Raw genomic sequence first — 19383 nt, forward strand, 5'->3', positions numbered from 1 at the left:
GTAAAAAGGGAGCGGCGAGCCACCGGCAAAACCGTTGGTTGACGGCCTTGCCAGAGCGTCGTTCAATGGTCTACCCCGCATTCGTGCGTTATTTTGCGGGGCGGCGGCTTGCCCGCTGCATCCTGTCTTTGGTGGTAACCTTTTTTCTGTCTTTTCTGCTGCGGCGCGTGGGGCTGGTCTGGCTGCTGCTGGGGCTGCTGGCGGGGCCGGCGCTGGCGCAGCATCGCCCGGCCAGGAAAGCGGGCCATGCGGCCAAAACATCCCGCGCGGCTAAGCCGTCGCGGGTCGCGCACAAGTCGGCGCGCCCTACCCCCCGCCCGCACGGCAAGAGCAAGGCGCAGCTGGAGGGCGAGCGGCAGGCCAACCTGGCCCGCATTCAGGAGGCTGGGAAGGTATTGACCCAGACCACCCAGAAAAAGCAGGCTACGCTGGGTCAGCTCAACGTCATCAAGGAGAAGCTGACGGTGAAGCAGGGCCAGATTCAGCACATCTCGACTCAGCTGCACGGCATCGAAACCAACGTGCACCAAACCGTGCGGCAGGTGCTGAGCACCCAGGAGCAGCTGGCTCGCCTCAAGGCCGAGTACGGCCGGCTGCTGTACCTGGCCTCCAAAACGAGCAGCGGCTACAACCAGCTGCTATTTTTGTTCGCCTCGGAGTCGTTCAACCAGTTTGTGCGGCGGCTGCGCTACGTGCGCCAGTACACCGAGGAGCGCCAGCAGCAGGCCCGGCGCATCGTGGGCACCCAGCAGCAGTTGGGCCAGGAGTTGAACGGCCTTACCAAGCAACGGAAACAGCAAAAAAGCCTGCTCACTACCCAGTTGGTAGAAAGCCGTAACCTGCAAGGCCTCAAAGTAGAGCAGGATGAGGTGGTGCAGCAGCTCAGCCAGCAGGAGCAGGGCCTGCGCCAGGAGCTGGCCCAGCGCCAGCAGGCCGTGGCCCGCCTCGATGAGCTGATTGCCCAGCGCGTGCGCGAGGAAATAGCCCGCGCCGCACGGGCTGCCCGCCTCGCCGCGGCTCGCCGCGCCGCCCGCTCGGCCGCCGCTGCCCGCCGCGCCAGCGAAAGGCCAGCCGCCAACAACCCGCCGCCAGCCGCCAGAGAGGACGACGATACCGCCAGCCCCGAAAGCGACGCGCCCGAAGAAACCCGCGCCGACCGCCGTGCCAGTCGGGTGGCCCTCACGCCCGAAACGGCCGTGCTCTCGTCCAACTTTGCCGGCAACCGGGGGCGGTTGCCCTGGCCGGTGGCCCGCGGCTTCGTGGCCCAGCACTTCGGGCGGCACCCGCACCCGGTGCTGCGCCACGTTATGGTCGATAACCGGGGCGTGGACATTCAGACCAACGAGGGTGAGGCGGTGCGAGCCGTATTCGCGGGCCGGGTGCTGACCGTGGCTCAGGTACCGGGCATGAACACCATCGTCATGATTCAGCACGGCGAGTACTTCACCGTGTATGCCAAGCTGCACGGCGTGACCGTGCACGAGGGCCAGCAGGTGAGCGCCCGCGAGGCCATCGGCACGGCCGCGCTCGACACCGATGGCACCTCGCAAGTGCAGTTCCAAGTGTGGCGCAACTCGGCTAATCTCAACCCGGAGAGTTGGCTAGGGAGGAAGTAAGCCATTTGTCCTTGCCGCGCTGCGCTCGCAAGGACAAACTATTATTACAGCTCCATAATATCCTCGTTCCACAGCGCCGGCTCGGCTGCGATAAACTCGCGCATCATTTCCACGCACTCAGGCGAATTCAGGATTTCGACCTCCACGCCGTGGGCTTGCAGAAAGTCCAGCGACTCGCCGAAGGTCTGGGCCTCGCCCACCACTATTTTCGGAATTTTGAACTGCACGATAGTGCCGGCGCACATGTAGCAGGGCATCAGGGTGGTGTAGAGCACGGTGTCGCGGTAGGTGCGCTGGCGACCGGCGTTGCGCAGGGCATCCATTTCGCCGTGGGCGATGGGGTCTTGCGCTTGCACGCGCCGGTTGTGGCCCCGGCTCACTATCTGTTCGCCGCGCCGCAGCACCGAGCCAATCGGAATGCCGCCCTCGCGGCGGCCCTGCCGCGCCTCGTCAATGGCGGCCTGCATGAAATAGTCCATATTTTTTAATTATTGGGGATTGATTGTTGTTTTTTGCTGATTATTAATCGTTTGTCCTTGCAAGCGCAACGAAGTGGAGCGCGGCAAGGACAAACGTAAAATCACCCACTTACCTCACCACCTCTACCCAGCCCTTCATCGGGGCCGCGCCGTCGGGCGGGGAGAGCAGGTAGTAGTAAACGCCAACGGCCACGCCCGCGGCGTCCCAGATGTTTTGGTAGGCGGCGTTTTCGTACACCAGCTGGCCCCAGCGCGAAAATACCTGCAAGCGGGGCGGGCAGCCGCCCAGGCGCGGTGCGAAACGGTCGTTCTGCCCGTCGCCATTGGGGGTGAAAACGTTAGGAATCAACATCGCCTGTACTTCCACCGGGGGTAGGGCCAGCGCTTGCCCGCAGCGGCCCAGGTTGAAGTTCAGCCGTACGCGCGGCCGGTAGGTGCCGGCTTTGAGGTAGGTGTGCGTCACGTCGAGGCCCGTGGTCACGGCCGTACTATCGTCGCCGAAGCTCCAGGTCAGCACCGCGTCGGGGGGTAGGGTGGCGGCATCCTGGCGAAAGTGTACTACCACCGGGGCTACCGCGCTGGGCACGCAGGGGCCCGCTACCAGCGCCGGGGCCAGCACCGGCGCGGCCAGCAGCGTCACGCGGCGCGTGGCCACCACCGGGCAGGCGGTGCCCGCGTTCACAGTGTAAGTGAGTACCGCCGTGCCGGGCGTGGCGGGCGGTGTAAATAGGCCCGCCGCCGTCACGCCCGGTCCGCTCCAGGTGCCGCCCGCCGGCGTGGCCCGCAGCCGAAATGCCTGCGCGCTGCCGGGGCAAAGCACCGTGTCGGGGGCTACGGCCAGCGTAGCAATGCCTAGCACCTCAATGGTGGCGCGGGCCTGGCTACCGGGGGTGCCGCACGCCAGGCTCGCGGGCAGGGTGTAGGTGAGCACCTGGGAGCCGGCTAGGGCGGGGGTAGGGGTAAATACGTAGGTGCCCGCGCCGGGGCTGCTCACGCCCGGCCCGGTCCAGACACCGCCCGCTGGCGAGCCGCCGGTGAGCGGCACCGGGCCGTTGTTGGCGCACACGGTGGGTAGGGCGGCGGCCACGGCCTGCTGCTGGGTACCCACCGTTATGGTCAGCTGGGCGGTGGCGGTGCAGGCCAGCGTGGCCCCCGGCACGGTGTAGGTGAGCACTTGGCTGCCAGCCAGGGCCAGGGTAGGGGTGAAGAGAAATCCCGTTGCCACCGAGCCCGATACGCCCGGCCCGGCCCAAATGCCGCCGGCCGGCGTGCCGCCCAGCTTCAGCGGGGGCGAGGTGGCGCACAGCGCCTGGCTGGGGCCCACCGAAGCCACGGTAGGTTCAAAATTCAGCTTGAAAGCCGCGTTGTTGCAGAGTGCGTCGTAGCCCGGAATGGGCTTCGAGCCATTGACGGTGGAGAACGAAAACGCGCCTTGCGGCACCGGAAAGCCGTTATGGTTAAAGCACGAGCAGGCGGCCGCGTACACGATGCCCCGCGGGTCGAAGCGCGAGGTGCCGCCGTCCACGTGGTCGCCCTCCGAATAGGGGGTAGGGTCACCGTAGTAGGTGGCGTAGCTCAGGCCCGTGAGACCGGGCGCAAACTGCGCCAGGTAGAAATCGGAGCCGAAGCCGGGCGTATCGGGCGTGGTGCGCACGGCGTTGGGGGTGGTGGGCATCCCGTCGGTCGAGCCGTTGCGGTCATTAAAGCCCCGGTAGGCGTAAACATTCTGGTTAACCGCTCCACCCCAGCCGCAGGCGTACACCCGGTCGCACTGGTCCACCAAAAAGGCCGTGGGCGAGATGTCGAGCGTAGCGCGCCCACTGCCGAACACCGTGCTGATTAAGGACTTATCCAAATCGGAGCTCAGCTTTTGAATAAACTGCCGGCTGCCCGCATTGCTGTACACGCCCGCCGATACCGGCCACGCGCCCAGCGACTGGCCCAGCACGTATACTCCACCATCGGAGCCTAGCTGCACAAAAAAAGCCTGGTCGTAGTCGCTGGTTCCCAAGTAGGTAGCGCGCTCCACGGTGTGGCCATCGGCCGCGATACGGGCTACGAAGCCATCCACGCTGCCCTGGTTGCTGGGCTGGTAGCCGCCCACTGTGCCCGGCATGTTTTTGCTGAGCGTGCCGCCCGCCACGTACACCGCGCCGCCCGCGCCCAGCTGCACCGAGTAGGCGGCATCGGCGGCGGTACCGCCCAGGTAGCCGCTCCAGGTGAGGCGGTCCAGCGCGGGCGGCAGCTTCACCACCACCGCGTCGCAGGTGCCGCCACGGGAACTAGGGCCGAAGCTGCCGCTCGTCACCGGAAAATTGACAGAGCCGCTCACCGAGGCCACGTACACGTTGCCCTGGGCATCGGTCAGGATGTCGCCGCGCAATGCGTCGCCGTAGTTCTGGGGCAACTGCCGGGTGCTGGAAGTGGGGTCGTAGGCCGCCATGCCGTCGTTGCCGCTGCCGCCCAGGTAGGTCGAGGCCCGCAGTGAGCTACCGTCGGCGCTCAGGCGCGAAATCACGAGGTCGGTGCCCGGAACCGTATAGAAATCCTGTTGTGTATAGCCGAAAGGCTGCACTGGAATTCCCCCCGCGAAGCCACGCTGCAACGCCCCGTCGGTGGTCGGAAAATTGGTGGAAGCCGTGCTGCCCAGCACCAGCAACTCATTCTGCGCGTTCACCACCAGACTGCTCGGAAAATCGGCCCGGTTGCCGCCCAGGTACGTCGCCCACACCCGCGAAGCCGCGCCATTCACGGCCGGGTTATACTTAATAAGCGCGATGTCAATCAGCCCACCAAACGTGGTCTGAAACGCACCCGTCGTGTTCGGAAAGCTCACCACGGCCAGCATATCATCCAGCACAATGCCGCCCGAGTACAGGTTGCCCGCCGCGTCGTAGGTCGCCGTGAAGCCCCAGTTGCTACCCCGCGCCCCGGAGTAAGTCGAGAACAGCACCGTGGGGTCAATCACCAGCGGCCGGCCGTGGTCGTAGGCCCCCAGCTCGAATGATACCCGCCCCTCGGCCGCCGCCAGGCGGTAGCGGCAGGCCACCGCTTGGCGCGCCCCGGTGGCCGGGTCGAGCTGGTAAGCGTGCGGGGCCAGCTCCGTTAGCTCGCCCACCGATGTGCCTACGTGCAGCAGGCCATCCCCGCTGAGGGTGAGACCGGTAGCGCCCTCGTAGCGCAGCTGCACCCGCCCGGCATTGGCCCCGGCCGCCACCTCAAAATCGTACTCCAAGTGCTGGGTCGCGTTCTCATAAAAGCGGGCGGCTACCCCCGGCCAGGGTGCTTGGTAGCGCACCTGCCGGTAGCCGGGCACGGCGCGGGCCCACTGGGCGGGGTCGTTGCCGTGCAGGTAGTTGCGCACCTCGCCGGTGGGTTGGTCGGGTAGCAGGGGGGTAGCCTCATCGGCCCCCACGAAGCGCACTCGCAGCTGGTGGCCGCGCACGGGCGCGGCGGCCTCCGCGCCGGTAGGGGGGGGTAGGGGGGCCGGGGCCACGGCCGCCGGCTGGGCCGCGCGGCTAGCTTGCGCGCCGGCCGGGGCGTGGTTGGCGGGCCCCATGTGCGGGTGCTCAATGGGCTCAATAAATACGTAGCGCAGGCCGCCCGGCTCCAGGCACAGGTGGCCGCCCGGCACGGCTGCCGCGTAGCGCACGGCGCTGGGCCACTGGCCTTTATTGGAAACAAACTCCAGGCTGGGCGGGGCTTCGGGAAGGCCCAGCGGGGCGGCGGGGTGGCCCGCCGGCAGGTGCTGACCCTGGGTGCGCAGCGTGAGCAGGCAACAGATAGTGTAAAAGATTATTTTCATAAAAGCCAGAACCAGGACAATACTTTGGTAAAGCTAAGCCGGGGCGGCCCGCGCCGCAACCCGGCGGCCGCGGCCGGGGCGGGCGGCCGTAGTTTTGCGGGGCCGGGGGCCAGTTGGCGCGCCGCCGGGCTGCCGTGGGTCGCTTGTTTTCGTATCGTTTTACCTGGTTGGTGCTGCTGGGCCTGCTGCTGAGCACGCTGGCCGAGCGGGTACCGGGCGGGCAGCTGGCGCTGGCCCCGTTGCTGGCCCTCACGGTGCCGTTGTGGCTGGCCCTCACGGCTGTAGTAGCGCTGTTCTGGGCGCTGCGAAAGCGCCGCATTGCGCTGCTGCCGCTGGCTGCCCTGGCCCTGGCCTGGCCTCAGGTACAGCGCGGCTTACCCCTGCACTTTGGTCAGTTATCAGTTAATAAGTATCTATTATCAAGTAGTAGTCAGCAAGTAACAAGTAACAATCAACTACCGGTCGGCACCAACCAACCGCCGGCAGCCAACCGCCAAAAACCAGCAATCAGTAACCAGGAACCAGCAATCCAAACGCTCCGCCTGCTCTCCGCTAACGTGCGCATTTTCAACGTGTACGCGCACCTGCGGCGGGCCGACCCGGCTGCGCCGGCCCGGTTTATGGCTTGGCTGGCGGCTAGTCCCGCCGACGTGCTGTGCCTCCAGGAATTTTACCAGGAGCCCGCCGGCAGCGCGGCCGACGGCAACCTGTTTCGGGTGGCCGATAAGCTGGGGGTAGAGGCCGGCCGGCAGGTATTTGTTTCTAAAAGCCTGACCAACAGCATCGGGGCCGAGTTTGGGTTGGCAATTTTCTCGCGGCTGCCTATCGTGGGGCGGGGTGAAATCGCCTTCGGTCGGCTCAGCCAGAACCACGCCATGTGGGTGGACGTGGCCGGCCCCGGCCCGCACGATACGGTGCGCGTCTTCAACGCCCACCTTCAAAGTATGAGCCTCGATGAAAAAGACATTGTGACGGCCGGCTCCAGCCGGGCCGGTCTGGAGCGCAAGGGTAGGGGCCTGCTGGGGCGCTTCGTGCGCGGCGCGGCCGCCCGCGCCTGGCAGGCCGATACGCTGCTGGCCCACATCGCCCGCTCGCCCTATCCCGTGCTGCTGGCCGGCGACCTCAACGACCTGCCCTATTCCTACGCCTACAACGCCCTGGCCGGCCCACTCCAAAACGCCTGGGCCACGGTGGGCTGCGGGCCCGGCAACACCTACCACGGCCGCCTACCCCCCCTGTTGCGCATCGACCAGCAATTTGCCGGCCCGCGCTGGCGAGTGCTGGCCTGCCGCATTTATGAGGAGATTCCGTACTCTGACCATTTTCCGGTGGAAGGGCTGTATCAATTGAAGTAGCGTGGACGCTGCGAGTCTGCGCATGGTAGCATTGAACAATGTTCTCACGCGCGGACTCACAGCGTCCACGCTACTTCGCGCTACTTGCCCAACTTTGCCGGACCTTTGCCTACCGGCCCCGCCCGCTTATCACCCATCAGCCAGCCTGATACCTGATAATTGATGACTGATACTTGAAAAAATGCTGACGCTTTACAACACGCTGACCCGTAAAAAGGAATCTTTCGCGCCCCTGCACCCGCCGCTAGTGGGCCTCTACCTCTGCGGGCCCACTGTGTATAACGATGCCCACCTGGGTAACGCCCGCGGGCCCATTGTGTTTGACGTGCTCACGCGCTATTTGCGCTACCGGGGCTTTCAGGTGCGCTACGTGCGCAATATCACCGACGTGGGCCACCTGGTGGGCGACGGCGACGAGGGCGAAGACAAGCTGGCCCGCGCCGCCCGCGCCCAAAAGCTGGAGCCCATGCAGGTGGCCCAGCACTACACCGTGCGCTACCGCCAGGCGATGGCCGCCCTGGGCTGCCTACCCCCCGATATTGAGCCCCAGGCTAGCGGCCACATCACGGAGCAAATCGCTTTGATTGAGGAAATTATTCAGCGCGGCCTGGCCTATGAGGTCAACGGCTCGGTATATTTCGACGTGCCGAAATACAACGCCGAGGGCGGCGAGTATGGCCGCCTCTCGGGCCGGGTGGTGGAGGAATTATTGGCCAATACCCGCGCCGAGCTGGCCGGGCAGGCGGAAAAGCGCGCCCCTACCGACTTCGCACTCTGGAAAAGCGCGGCCCCCGAGCACCTCATGCGCTGGCCTTCGCCCTGGGGCGAGGGCTTCCCCGGCTGGCACCTGGAGTGCTCGGCCATGAGCCGCAAGTACCTCGGGGCGGAGTTCGACATTCACGGCGGCGGGCTGGATTTGATGTTTCCGCATCACGAATGCGAAATCGCGCAGAACGAGGCCAGTGCCACGCCCGGCACCGGCGCGCGCTTCTGGCTGCACAATAATATGCTGACCGTGAACGGCCAGAAGATGAGCAAGTCGCTGGGCAACTTCATCACCCTCAACGAGTTCTTTCAGGGTAGCAGCGACGCGCTCTCGCAAGCCTACTCGCCCATGACGCTGCGCTTCTTCTTCCTGCAAGCCCAGTATCGCTCGCCCATCGACCTCAGCGACGACGCCCTGCAAGCTGCCCGCAAGGGCTACCGTAAGCTCATGAACGGCCTGCGGCTGCTGGATAGTGAAAAATTAAAAGTGAAGAGTGAAGAAGCAGAAATTGACGAGCAGAAGCTAGTAGCTAACAGCCAGCAGCTAAATGCTTTGGCTGCTAAGCCCTTCGAATTTCTGGATGATGACTTGAATACGCCGCGGGCACTGGCAGCGTTGTTCGACCTGCTCAAGCGCTTCAACACGCTGGCTGCTACCCCCGCCGCGCTGGCCGAAGTGAGCCCCGAAGCCGTGGCCGCCGCCGCCGCCACCTACCGCACGGTTGTGGTGGACATCCTGGGCTTGCGCGACGAGCCCCGCGCCAGCGCCGAAGAATTATTGACCCTGGCTCTGGGTTTTTACCAGGAAGCCAAGTTGGAAAAAGCCTACGATAAGGTAGACCAGATTCGGAGCGCCCTCAAAACGCAGGGCATCGTGATTAAAGACACCAAGACCGGCGTCGAGTGGGCGTACAGTGAAGAGTAGCGTTGTTTGTTGAAAATCTGCGTTTTAATCTTGTCAGCTACCGCGTGAAAAACCTCTTTCCCCGCCTGAGCCTCTTGGCCGCCGCGCTCACCTTGCTCACGGCCTGCCCCTCCGAAAAGCCCGCCGAAACCACCAGCATCCCCGCAGCCCACGCGCTCAAAGTGCCGAGTTTCAATGCCGACTCGGCCTACGCCTACACGGCCCGGCAAGTGGCGTTCGGCCCGCGGGTGCCTAACTCAAAGGCGCACGTGGCCTGCGGCAATTACCTGGTGGCTACCCTCAAGCGCTTCGGACTGACGGTGCGCGAGCAGCCATTTCAAGCCATGACCTTTGACGGCACCCAGATTTCGGGCCGCAACATCATTGCGCAGTACCAGCCCACGGCGGCGCGGCGCGTGGCGCTGTTTGCGCACTGGGACACCCGGCCCTTCGCCGATGCCGACAAGGGAGCCAAGAAAAACAAGCCGATGGACGGGGCCAGCGACGGGGCCAGTGCCGTAGCTACGGCCCTCGAAATCGCCCGCGTCCTCAGCCTGCAACCCGACAGCCTGGCCCCCAACGTGGGGGTAGACATTATGCTGATGGATGCCGAGGACTGGGGCTATGAGGCTGATACCCAAACTGAAAAAAAAGACCAGCTCAGCGAGGCCGATGGAAATTCTTCTTGGTGCCTGGGCTCGCAGTATTGGGCCAAGCACCTCGTACCCGCCGGCTACAAGGCCGAGTACGGTATCCTTTTCGACATGGTAGGGGCCAAAGATGGCCGTTTCACCCGCGAGGGTACCTCGCTGAACAACGCCCGCTCAGTGGTAGATAAAATCTGGAATACGGCTGCTAAGCTGGGCTATTCCGACTACTTCCTGTTCAAGGATACCAGCGCTATTCTGGACGACCACGTGTACACGACCCAGGCAGGCGTGCCCACCGTAGACATCTACGACCACCCGCCCTTCGGCGACCAGTTCTTTCCGCCCTACCACCATACTACTGCCGATAACATGAGTATCATCGACCGTAAAACGCTCAAAGCCGTGGGCCAGACCGTGTTGCAGGTGTTGTATGAGGAGTAGTAAGTAATGGGGCAATAGCAGAACGTCAGCATGACGAGAGAAGCATCTTTACTGCGTAAGTAACTCCTGACGTTGGAATTACTTACGCGGTAGAAATGCTTCCTTCGTCATGCTGACGTTCTGCTATTGCTTATTGCCCCATTACCCAGTACTCATTTACCGGCCGTAGCTACGGCCACTTGCTCGGCCTGCTTCACGTAGCGCTGGATATGGGTGACGAGGGCTTCGAGCACATCGGTGAGGCGCAGGCGGAGCCAGGGGTGAAGAGGATTGGGGATGCGCACCTCGCCGGCATCGACCTGGCGGGCCAGCAGCAGCAGGCGTAGTAGCTCATCGAGCTGACGGTTGAAGGCTTCGACTACCGTGCCGGTGAGGCGCACGCCGGTGGGGGCAAATTCTTTGGGGCGGCGCAGCAGCTCTTCGCCCAAGCCATTTTTGCGCCGGGTGGTTTTCGTAAAATAGCGGCCCAACCAGCCGCTGCGTACCTGCTTGCCGGCTGCCGAGCCTTTGGCCTGGGCCAGGCGCAGGGTGGTTTTAAGGTTGGGTAAATAGTAGCCGCCCACGATGTTGAGGTGTTCCAGGCACTGGGCCGCGCTCCACTTATCGTAGGCCGGGCGGCGGTTGAGCTGCTCGGAGGAGAGGGGCCGCAGGTGCCGGTGCGACAGCACGCGCAAGGCCAACACCTCGTTGGTGAGCTGGTCGAAAAACTCGTCGGTGTCGCGGGCAGAAGTGCTCATAAAAGAAAAAAACAGCAAACAGCACGGGAGGTTTGGGTTGTAATATTACGGCGCAGGCTACCATACATTCCAAACGTCGGGCCGACTTTCTTCTTGTATTTATGCAAAATCATGCTTACGCCCAAACTCGTTTGCTGAGCCTGCTCTTGCTGCTGTTGAGCGCCGCCTCGCGCGGGGCCGCGCAGGCCGTGCCCAACCCCGGCGAGAAAATCGAGAGCCTGGTTACGTTCGGGGCGCAGGCCCCGACCAGCAACGGCGACGACGACTTTACGCAGACTTTTTTCTTTCTGGTACCTGCTGAGGAGCGTAGGCCCCTCTATATCAGGGTATTTGACCCCGATTGTGGCGGCCAGCTCGATGCGAAAGTGGGGCAGTTCAACACCCGAACCGAATTCAGCCTCTACGGGGGGGTAGGGACCCACTCGGGCAAAGGAGCTACCGACCCGCGCCCGGCCAACCCGGCCGTGCCGCCCAGCGGCCGCCTGCTCAAGCAACAGATTTTTGCTGATGAGCCGACCTATGACGGGAAATATTTCAATTTTGGGCCACTTAATCCGCTCGAAGGCGAAATGGTGCCGCAGTTCCAGGGCTACGTCTATAAAGTAGTGGTGCGCGGGCTCAGCGGCAACGATGGTAACCTCTACCGCTTCTTCCTCAGCAGTAGCCCCAACCTGAACGTACCAATCCCCGGCGGTAACGCATTTACCTATGAGTACTGCTTCCGCATTCCGGCCGCGCCGCCCTCGGGGCGGCCCGTCACAGTGCATCTCTATCCCTTTGCCAATGAGCATGTTGTAAGTATTAAGCAGAGTAACTTCGACCTCGATAACCTGGCCAAGCTAACGGTTTTCAGCATTGCTAAAAATGGCCACGAGGCCCCAGTGAGCGGCGATGGCCAGTGGGTAAGCAGCGTGCTGCCCATCGATACCAGGGAATACGGCTTGTCGTTAGACTTTCGGCTAGTGAGCAAGGCTACGACTTTCAACGACGTGGTGTTTTACGTCACGGACCAGTACGACACGGCCCTACCCTTCTTCGCCGTGCCCCTCGGTGGTCCGCCCCGCTATCAGTATGACATTGATATGAAAATACATAAGTAATTAATAGTAAAAAAGGAGTGAAAGAACGTCAGGCTGACGGAGGAAGCATCTTGCTCGCGCAAGTACTCCCAACGTTTGAGGTTAGCAACGCGGTGGGGATGCTTCTTTCGTCAGCCTGACGTTCTTTCACTCCTTGGTTATTACTCTTTGTCCCTACCCTCGTTGCGGCGGGGGGCGGGGCCGTAGTCACCGTCTTTGGGCTGGTCGCCGTCGGTGGGGCGATAGTTGTCCTGGGCTTCGTCGCCGTAGTTTTTGGCGTTATCTTGTTTGGTATATTCGTCAAACTCGGGGTCGCGTGCGCCGGGGTTCTGGTCGTCGTAAGAGCCGCCCTTCGAGCCGTAGCCCTGGCTGGTATTACCTTCTTTAGAGCCGCCGGGGCCGAAGCCATTGCGCGCGTCGCCAGTAGCAGGATTGCCGGGCTTGGCTTCCTCACTGCGGGCGTAGCCGTAGCCATAGCCAGGGTTTTGGGGCGCATCGGGGGCGTTGACGGGCGCGGGCGCACCCTGGCCGGCGGGGGCGGGGCCACCCGGCTGCTGGTCGTGGCTGCGGCCGCCCTGGCTACCCTGGTTGTCGTAGCCCCCACGCGAGGAGTGCTGGTCTTCCTGCTGGTTGCGGCCGCCGGGGCCGCCCGGCACGTGGTTATCGGGCGTGCCGGCAGGCAGCCCTACCCCCGAGGTGTGGCCGTAGTCGGGGGCATAGGCCGTGCCCACGGTGGGGGCGCCGTTATCGTTCTGGAACGCTGCTACTTCGCCCGACTTGCCGGGCAGGTTGCGGTTATCCTGGGTGTTGCCGCGCCCATCGGTGAGGGGTAGGCGGTCAGTGATGTTATCGCCAAAATCCATGGTGGGCGGCTTGGGCGTGTCGCGCACGGCGTGGCCCTGCTGACTGGAGCGCTCGTCGCGGCCATCATAGTCGCGGTAGGCGTTGTGCTGCAAGCCGGGTTCCGACGCGCCCTGGCCGTAGTATTTTTCCTCAGTGGCCTCGGCGGCGGGACGCTCGGCGGCCGTGTCAAACTCCCGGTACTGATTGCCAAAACCGCCGTGGGTGCCACCTAGCGTGCCCTGCGCGCCCAGCTCGCCCCGGTTAGCATCGGCGCGCTGGTTGCTGGCCCGCGCCGGGTCGTTGAGCACATTCTGCACGTCGTTGCCGAAGTTGCCGCCGTAGGCGTCGGGCTGTTTAGGGTCAGTGGGGGCGGGGCCCACGCTGGGGTCGGCGGGGCGCAGGGCGGGGCCTTTGGCAGCGCTGGCGGCCAGGGTTTCGGCGGCGGGCGGGGGGGTAGGCACCGACTCGCCCGACTGCATGGCCGGGGTGGCGGGCTGCAACGAGCTGTTGGCGTTGGTATTGCGGGCGTCGGCCCCCATCTTGGTCGTTTCGTCGGCGGGCAGGTTGGGCTGGTTGCCGGCGATGTCGTTGGGCTGGTCGTTGAGGGTAGGCATGGAGCGGGGGCTAAAAGGGTGGAGGGTGGGAAAAGAAGCGCAGGACTTAAGTATACGCCCCGGCGCGGCTGGTGTTCGGCTGGCCCAGCTTCTGATAAAAAATGCGGCCTACCCCCCTTGGCTGAGCCGGGGCCGGGCTTACATTTGGCGCAGTTCACGTTCTGCCTATCGGTCAACTTTACCTTTCTTTGATGCAACGCCGCCAATTCCTTCAGCATGGCACGCAGGCTGCTTTGGCCTCGGCCCTGCTGCCGCTTGCTGCTTCTGCCGCCGCCCCGGCCAGCCCTACCCCCCCCGCCACGCCCGATGCCACGCCCGCGCCTAGTCCTTTCGCGCTGAGCGAACTGACCATCAGCGACTTGCAAGCGCAGCTAGCCAGCGGCAAGGCCACCAGCCGCAGCCTGTGCCAGCAGTACCTGGCCCGCATCGCGGCCATTGACAAAGGTGGCCCCGGTCTGAATGCCATCATCGAGCTGAACCCCGACGCGCTCACTATCGCCGACGGCCTGGACAAGGAGCGCAAGGCCGGCAAGCTGCGCGGTCCGCTGCACGGCATTCCGGTCTTAATTAAGGATAATATTGATACCGGCGATAAGATGCAGACCACCGCTGGCGCGCTGGCGATGGCTGGCCATCACGCCGCTCAGGATGCCTTCGTGGCCAAGCAGCTGCGCCAGGCCGGGGCCATTATTCTGGGTAAAACGAATCTGAGCGAGTGGGCCAACTTCCGCTCCACGCACTCGGTGAGTGGCTGGAGCAGCCGCGGCGGCCAGACGCACAATCCGCACGTCATCGACCGCACGCCCAGCGGCAGCAGCGCCGGCTCGGGCGCAGCGGCGGCGGCCAGCCTGTGCGCGGCGGCCGTCGGCACCGAAACCAACGGCTCCATTGTATCGCCCAGCTCGTGCAACGGCCTGGTGGGCCTCAAGCCCACTGTGGGGCTGGTGAGCCGCACCGGCATCATCCCCATTTCAGCCACTCAGGATACGGCCGGCCCAATGGCCCGCTGCGTGCGCGACGCGGCCCTGATGCTCGGCGCGATGGCTGGCCCCGACCCCGCCGATACCATCACCGTTTCGGCCAAAAATCCCGCCAAGGCCGCCGACTACACCCGTCTACTCCGTCCTGACGCGCTGAAAGGCCAGAAGCTAGGGGTAGAGAAAGGCCACCTCGCCAGCCAAACCATCGGCGGCGAGCTGCTGCGCAAAGCCGTGGCCGACCTCAAGGCCCAGGGTGCCACGGTGACCGAAGTAGACGTGCACGCCGCTACCCAGCCCATCGGCGAAGCCGAGTTTGACGTGCTACTTTATGAGTTCAAGGATGGCCTGAACAAATACCTGGCCGGTACCAAAGCCCCGGTCAAAACCCTGGCTGAGGTTATTGCCTTCAACAAAGCTCACGCCGCCCAGGCTATGCCTTACTTCCAGCAGGAAATCCTGGAAATGGCCGAAAAAACCGATGGCCTGGGCAGCGAGAAGTATAAAGCCGCGCTGCGCAAAGTGGTGGATACGTCCCGCGCCGCCCTCGACGCGGCCCTGAAAACCGACGGTGGCCTGGCCGCCATCCTGGGCATCACGACCGGCCCGGCCGCTTGCATCGACCTCGTGAATGGCGAGTATGACACCGGTCCCGGCTATTCGGGCGCGGCCGCAATGGCCGGCTACCCCCACCTTACCCTGCCGATGGGCTATATTCATGGCCTACCCGTTGGCCTGTCCTTCGTCGGCGCTCCTTATAGAGAAGCGGAGTTGCTGGCCCTCGGCTACGCCTACGAGCAGGCGACTAAGCACCGGAAGGCACCGGATTTTAAGGCGGTGATAGGCTGAAGAGCAAGCGTAATTAGTCGGAGCTGTCATTTATAATCAAAGCGAACGTCATGCAGACCGAAGGGAAGCATGACGTTCGCTTTGATTACTTATTTCTCATGTCCCGGTCGGGAGCGCTACGGGGGCCATACCTTTGAATTTCACAAAGCCCAGCTGCCATGCCCGCCGTCCCCCTCGCCGAATTATACCAGGAGCTGACTACCTGCACGGGTACCGGGTTGAGCGGGCTCTTGCCGAGCGGCATTCAGCAGGAAGTAGGGCATTTCAATGTTTTCAACCTGGCCGACCTGGGGCTGCCCATTGGCGGGAAGCCAACTGCGCCCTACCCCTGCCGGGCGTTCTATAAAATCAGCCTGCTGAATAGCCACAGCCGGTTAGAGTATCCCGAGGGAGCGGTGGAGGTAATCGGGCCGGCGCTGGTGTTTTCTACCCCCAAAGTGTTGCACTACTGGCTGCCACGGGAACGGCAAACCGGTCAGTTCTGCGTCTTCACGGCCGACTTTCTGCGCCCCACCAGCAGCGGGGTAGTGCTCGACGAGCTGCCGATTTTCAAAGCCACTGGCTACCCGGTTTTTCACTTGTCGGCAGTCGAGGCCGCCCGCGCCGCGGTCATTTTTGAGCGGATGCAGGAGGAAATTGCTTCCGATTACGCTTATAAATATGACCTACTGCGCACCTACGTGCTGGAGCTGATTCACCTGGGCCAGAAGCGGCAGCCGGCCACGGCCTTGCACCCGGCGCACAGTGCCCCTGCGCGGCTCACGTCGCGCTTTATTGAGCTGCTGGAGCAGCAGTTTCCGCTGGAAAGTCCGCAGCAACTGCTGCGGCTGCGCACGGCCACGGACTACGCCGACCGGCTGGCGGTGCACGTCAACCACCTCAATAAGGTGCTCAGGGAAACGACCGGCCGCACGACTACCGACCTCATCATGGGCCGCATCGGGCAAGAGGCGCAGGCCCTGCTACGCCAGACGCACTGGACGATGGCAGAGATTGCCGATAGCCTGGGCTTTACCGACGTGGCGCACTTCTCGCACTTTTTCAAGCGCCACGCGGCGGTAGCGCCCGGCGCTTTTCGCAATCAGGTGTTGGTTTGAATTCTACATAAAATGGATTGGTGGGCGCAAGTGGCGCGCTCGTGGGCCGGGGGACCTTTGTCGGGTTCTCAAACCCCCTAGTTTCACCACATGACAACTTCCAAAATCGCGCTCGTGACCGGCGGCAGCCGCGGCCTGGGCAAAAACATGGCCCTGAGCCTCGCCAAAAAAGGCATTGATGTTATCCTAACCTACCACAGCCAGCAGGCCGACGCCCAGGCCACGGTAGCCGAAATAGCAGCCCTGGGGCGCAAAGCCGTGGCCTTGCAGCTGAACGCCGCCGACCTCAGCGGCTTCGATGCGTTCTACGCCCAGGTGACCGCGGCGCTGCAAGGCACGTTTGGTACCAGCCGCTTCGACTTCCTTATCAACAATGCGGGTACCGTCGTAATGGCCCCCATCGCGGATACCACGGAAGCGCAGTTTGACGATATGCTCAATATCCACTTCAAGGGCGTTTACTTCTTGACCCAGAAAGCCCTGCCGCTACTCAACGACGGTGGCCGCATCATCAACATCTCGTCGGCTACCGCGCGGATTTCCTACCCCGGCGTTTCGGCCTACGCCTCTATGAAAGGGGCGGTTGAGGTATTTACGCGGGCGCTGGCGGTGGAGCTGGGCGCGCGCAACATTGCGGCCAACGTAGTGGCCCCCGGTGCCATTTTTGGCGGCGGAGCCATGACTGACACGCCCGAAGCGCGGGCCTACGTGACCCAAATGACCGCGCTAGGCCGGGTGGGCTTGCCCGACGATGTGGGCGGCGTGGTGGCTTTCCTCTGCACCCAGGAAGCCGGCTGGCTGAACGGCCAGCGCATTGAGTTGACGGGTGGCGTTGGCCTGTAACTGGCTCTCAGCACGAAGTAGGGTGCGGGGCTCGTCCCCGCCCGTCGGTGAACGATTCCCATGCGAGACGTTCACCAACGGGCGGGGGCAAGCCCCGCACCCTACTTCGTGCTAAAATATCTTCCCCGGATTCAGAATCCCGTGTGGGTCAAAGACCTGCTTGATGCCGCGCATGAGGTTCAAGTTGGCTTCGGCCAGGGCGATGGGTAGGAACTGCTTTTGCACCAGCCCGATACCGTGCTCGCCCGAGATGGTGCCGCCGAGCTTTACGCAGAGCTGGAAAATCTCCGAGATGGGCTGGCGCAGGCCCACGTTCCACTGCTCGTCGGTGAGGTCGCCGCGGATGATGTTGACGTGCAGGTTGCCATCGCCGGCGTGGCCGTAGCATACACTCTTGAAGCCGTGGCGGGCCCCTATTTCCTTCACGCCTTTGAGCAGGGTAGGCAGCTCGGCGCGGGGCACCACCGTGTCCTCCTCTTTATAGACGGAGTTGTAGCGCACCGAATTGCCAATGTTGCGCCGAATCTTCCACAGGTCGTCCTTTTGCCCGGCGGTGTCGGCGAGCAGGATTTCGCCCACGTCATACTTTTCCAGTACACCGTAGACCTGCTCGGCTTCCTTATATAGCTCGTCCAAATCCTGGCCATCGAGCTCGATGAGCAGGTGGGCAGTGATGTCTTCGGGTAGGGTGAGCGGAATTTTCAGATAATCGGAGGACCAGGCGATGGCCTCGCGCTCCATAAACTCCATGCCCGACGGGATGATGCCCGCCCGAAATACCGCCGATACGGCCTCGGCCGCCTGCGCCTCCTGGCGGAAGGGCACCAGCATCAGGATGTTGTGGGGGGGGTAGGGTAGGAGCCGGAACACGGCTTTGGTGATGATGCCCAGCGTGCCCTCCGAACCCACCATGAGCTGGGTGAGGTTGTAGCCGGTGGCATTTTTGAGGGTATTGGCCCCGGTCCAGATAATGTCGCCAGTGGGCAGTACTACCTGTAAATTAAGCACGTAGTCGCGGGTGGTGCCGTATTTCACGGCCTTGGGGCCGCCGCTGCTTTGGCTCAGGTTGCCGCCCAAAAAGCACGAGCCCTTGCTGGCCGGGTCGGGGGGGTAGAAGAGGCCCACTTCCTTCACCGCGTTCTGGAAAGCCTCCGTTACCACGCCCGGCTCCACGGTAGCTTGCAGGTTGCGCTCGTCAATTTTCAGAATCTTATTGAATCGCTCCATGCTGAGCACCACGCCCTTATGGATGGGTAGGGCCCCGCCGCTGAGGCCGGTACCCGCCCCGCGGGCCGTGACGGGCACCCGGTGCGCGTGGCAGAGCTTCAGGATGGCGCTGATTTCCTCCGGGGTGCCAGGCCGCAACACCACGTCGGGCACGAAGTGGAAGTCCTCGGTGTGGTCGCGGCCGTAGGCTTCGTACTGCTGGGCTTCGGCGGTGGCAGCCGTGAGCACGTGCGCCGGACTCACAATTTGCTCGAAAGCAGATACCAGCGCGGGGGTAAGGGCGTTGAAAGGCATGAGTGAAAAAACGCGGCCAAGGGCCGCCGGGCTATATTTGCCAGTAATGCAGTGTGAAAAAACGAAGGTAAGGCCGCTGGCCAAAGTGCTGACTACAGGGCGCTGGTTCGCGGCGCGGGCCGGCCGGCGAGGATATTACAGCCTGGTAATCGTATTGTTACTACTCGGCAGCAGCTGCCAGCGCAAACTCAACCAGCACAACGGCCGCTACTACTCGGCCCGCGATATGGTTCGCCTCAAGCGGGGCGAGCGGGTAGCCCGCCCCAGTGTGAGTAAAACCAAAGTGCGTACCACTACGGCCAGCGGCAGCGCCGTTACCAAAACTGTTATTAAGCGGCCAGCCCGCGCCAGTAGCGCTACCGGCGTGGTAGCCGAGGCCATTGAGCACGCCCGCGGCTACCAAGGCACGCCCTACCTCTACGGCGGTACCACGCGGCTGGGTATCGACTGCTCGGCGCTGCTTCAGCTCTCGTTTGCCGAGGCGGGCGTCAGCATCCCGCGCTCCTCCAACGAGCAGGCCGCCTGGGGCGACCCAGTGAAGCCAACTAATTTGCGGCCCGGTGATTTTCTTTTTTTTGGGGCTTCGCCTGGCTCATCGACTATCACCCACGTGGGTATGGTGACGGTAGTAGATGAGGAAGGGGTGGAGTTTATTCACGCCTCTACCTCCCTGGGTGTCATTGAGAACAGCTTCGAAGCCGACTATTATTTGAGCCGGTTTATCCGGGCAGTACGACCCCGATTATGAAGAAAAGATGAGGATTTGATGAGGAAATAGACGCGCAAATAACTAATCTTTAGATTGTTA

At 63.3% G+C, this 19383-nt stretch carries 14 protein-coding genes; 9 read left to right on the forward strand and 5 right to left on the reverse strand.

Features of this window, described 5'->3' with window-relative positions; genetic code table 11:
* Positions 1–65 precede the first annotated feature (65 nt).
* The gene (locus LC531_RS01385) at positions 66–1616 is read left to right on the forward strand and encodes a murein hydrolase activator EnvC family protein (RefSeq protein WP_223648537.1); all 1551 of its coding nucleotides are present in this window, start codon (positions 66–68) and stop codon (positions 1614–1616) included.
* Positions 1617–1660: 44 nt separating this feature from the next.
* Here the strand turns inward: LC531_RS01385 and LC531_RS01390 are convergent, their stop codons facing one another.
* Together LC531_RS01390 and LC531_RS01395 are read right to left on the reverse strand one after the other, a co-directional pair.
* Positions 1661–2095, reverse strand: coding sequence for a nucleoside deaminase (locus LC531_RS01390; RefSeq protein WP_223648538.1), 435 nt, complete (start codon positions 2093–2095; stop codon positions 1661–1663).
* Positions 2096–2204: 109 nt separating this feature from the next.
* The gene (locus tag LC531_RS01395) at positions 2205–5900 is read right to left on the reverse strand and encodes a DUF7948 domain-containing protein (protein WP_223648539.1); all 3696 of its coding nucleotides are present in this window, start codon (positions 5898–5900) and stop codon (positions 2205–2207) included.
* Positions 5901–6034: 134 nt separating this feature from the next.
* Here LC531_RS01395 and LC531_RS01400 point away from each other — a divergent pair, with 134 nt between their 5' ends.
* From LC531_RS01400 to LC531_RS01410, 3 genes are all read left to right on the forward strand, one after another.
* The gene (locus LC531_RS01400; protein ID WP_223648540.1) at positions 6035–7255 is read left to right on the forward strand and encodes an endonuclease/exonuclease/phosphatase family protein; all 1221 of its coding nucleotides are present in this window, start codon (positions 6035–6037) and stop codon (positions 7253–7255) included.
* A gap of 181 nt (positions 7256–7436) precedes the next feature.
* Complete coding sequence (gene cysS, locus LC531_RS01405) at positions 7437–8945, forward strand: cysteine--tRNA ligase (protein WP_223648541.1); 1509 nt, start codon at positions 7437–7439, stop codon at positions 8943–8945.
* A 44-nt stretch (positions 8946–8989) separates the two neighbouring features.
* The gene (locus LC531_RS01410) at positions 8990–10015 is read left to right on the forward strand and encodes a M28 family peptidase (protein WP_223648542.1); all 1026 of its coding nucleotides are present in this window, start codon (positions 8990–8992) and stop codon (positions 10013–10015) included.
* A 152-nt stretch (positions 10016–10167) separates the two neighbouring features.
* Here the strand turns inward: LC531_RS01410 and LC531_RS01415 are convergent, their stop codons facing one another.
* On the reverse strand, positions 10168–10752 hold the full coding sequence (locus tag LC531_RS01415; RefSeq protein WP_223648543.1) for a DinB family protein: 585 nt from the start codon (positions 10750–10752) through the stop codon (positions 10168–10170).
* A 101-nt stretch (positions 10753–10853) separates the two neighbouring features.
* On the opposite strand from LC531_RS01415, the gene LC531_RS01420 reads away from it, so the two are divergent.
* Entirely contained in the window at positions 10854–11852 is a 999-nt protein-coding gene (locus tag LC531_RS01420) for a hypothetical protein (protein ID WP_223648544.1), read from the forward strand.
* A 140-nt stretch (positions 11853–11992) separates the two neighbouring features.
* On the opposite strand, the gene LC531_RS01425 is transcribed toward LC531_RS01420, so the two are convergent.
* A complete protein-coding gene (locus LC531_RS01425; protein WP_223648545.1) occupies positions 11993–13288 on the reverse strand; it encodes a hypothetical protein in 1296 nt (431 codons plus the stop codon).
* 191 nt (positions 13289–13479) lie between these two features.
* On the opposite strand from LC531_RS01425, the gene LC531_RS01430 reads away from it, so the two are divergent.
* From LC531_RS01430 to LC531_RS01440, 3 genes are all read left to right on the forward strand, one after another.
* Positions 13480–15114 (forward strand): amidase, encoded by a 1635-nt coding sequence (locus tag LC531_RS01430; RefSeq protein WP_223648546.1) that lies wholly within the window; start codon positions 13480–13482, stop codon positions 15112–15114.
* Between the two features lie 158 nt (positions 15115–15272).
* Positions 15273–16211 carry a helix-turn-helix domain-containing protein gene (locus tag LC531_RS01435; RefSeq protein ID WP_223648547.1) on the forward strand — a complete coding sequence of 313 codons (939 nt, stop codon included), beginning with the start codon at positions 15273–15275 and terminating at the stop codon, positions 16209–16211.
* 90 nt (positions 16212–16301) lie between these two features.
* Positions 16302–17054: an SDR family oxidoreductase gene (locus LC531_RS01440; RefSeq protein ID WP_223648548.1), complete on the forward strand. Its 753-nt coding sequence runs from the start codon at positions 16302–16304 to the stop codon at positions 17052–17054.
* Between the two features lie 111 nt (positions 17055–17165).
* Here the strand turns inward: LC531_RS01440 and LC531_RS01445 are convergent, their stop codons facing one another.
* Complete coding sequence (locus tag LC531_RS01445) at positions 17166–18575, reverse strand: FAD-binding oxidoreductase (RefSeq protein ID WP_223648549.1); 1410 nt, start codon at positions 18573–18575, stop codon at positions 17166–17168.
* Between the two features lie 46 nt (positions 18576–18621).
* On the opposite strand from LC531_RS01445, the gene LC531_RS01450 reads away from it, so the two are divergent.
* On the forward strand, positions 18622–19323 hold the full coding sequence (locus LC531_RS01450; RefSeq protein ID WP_223648550.1) for a C40 family peptidase: 702 nt from the start codon (positions 18622–18624) through the stop codon (positions 19321–19323).
* Positions 19324–19383 lie beyond the last annotated feature (60 nt).

Origin of the sequence: Hymenobacter psoromatis (assembly GCF_020012125.1) — a bacterium.
GTDB lineage: Bacteria > Bacteroidota > Bacteroidia > Cytophagales > Hymenobacteraceae > Hymenobacter > Hymenobacter psoromatis.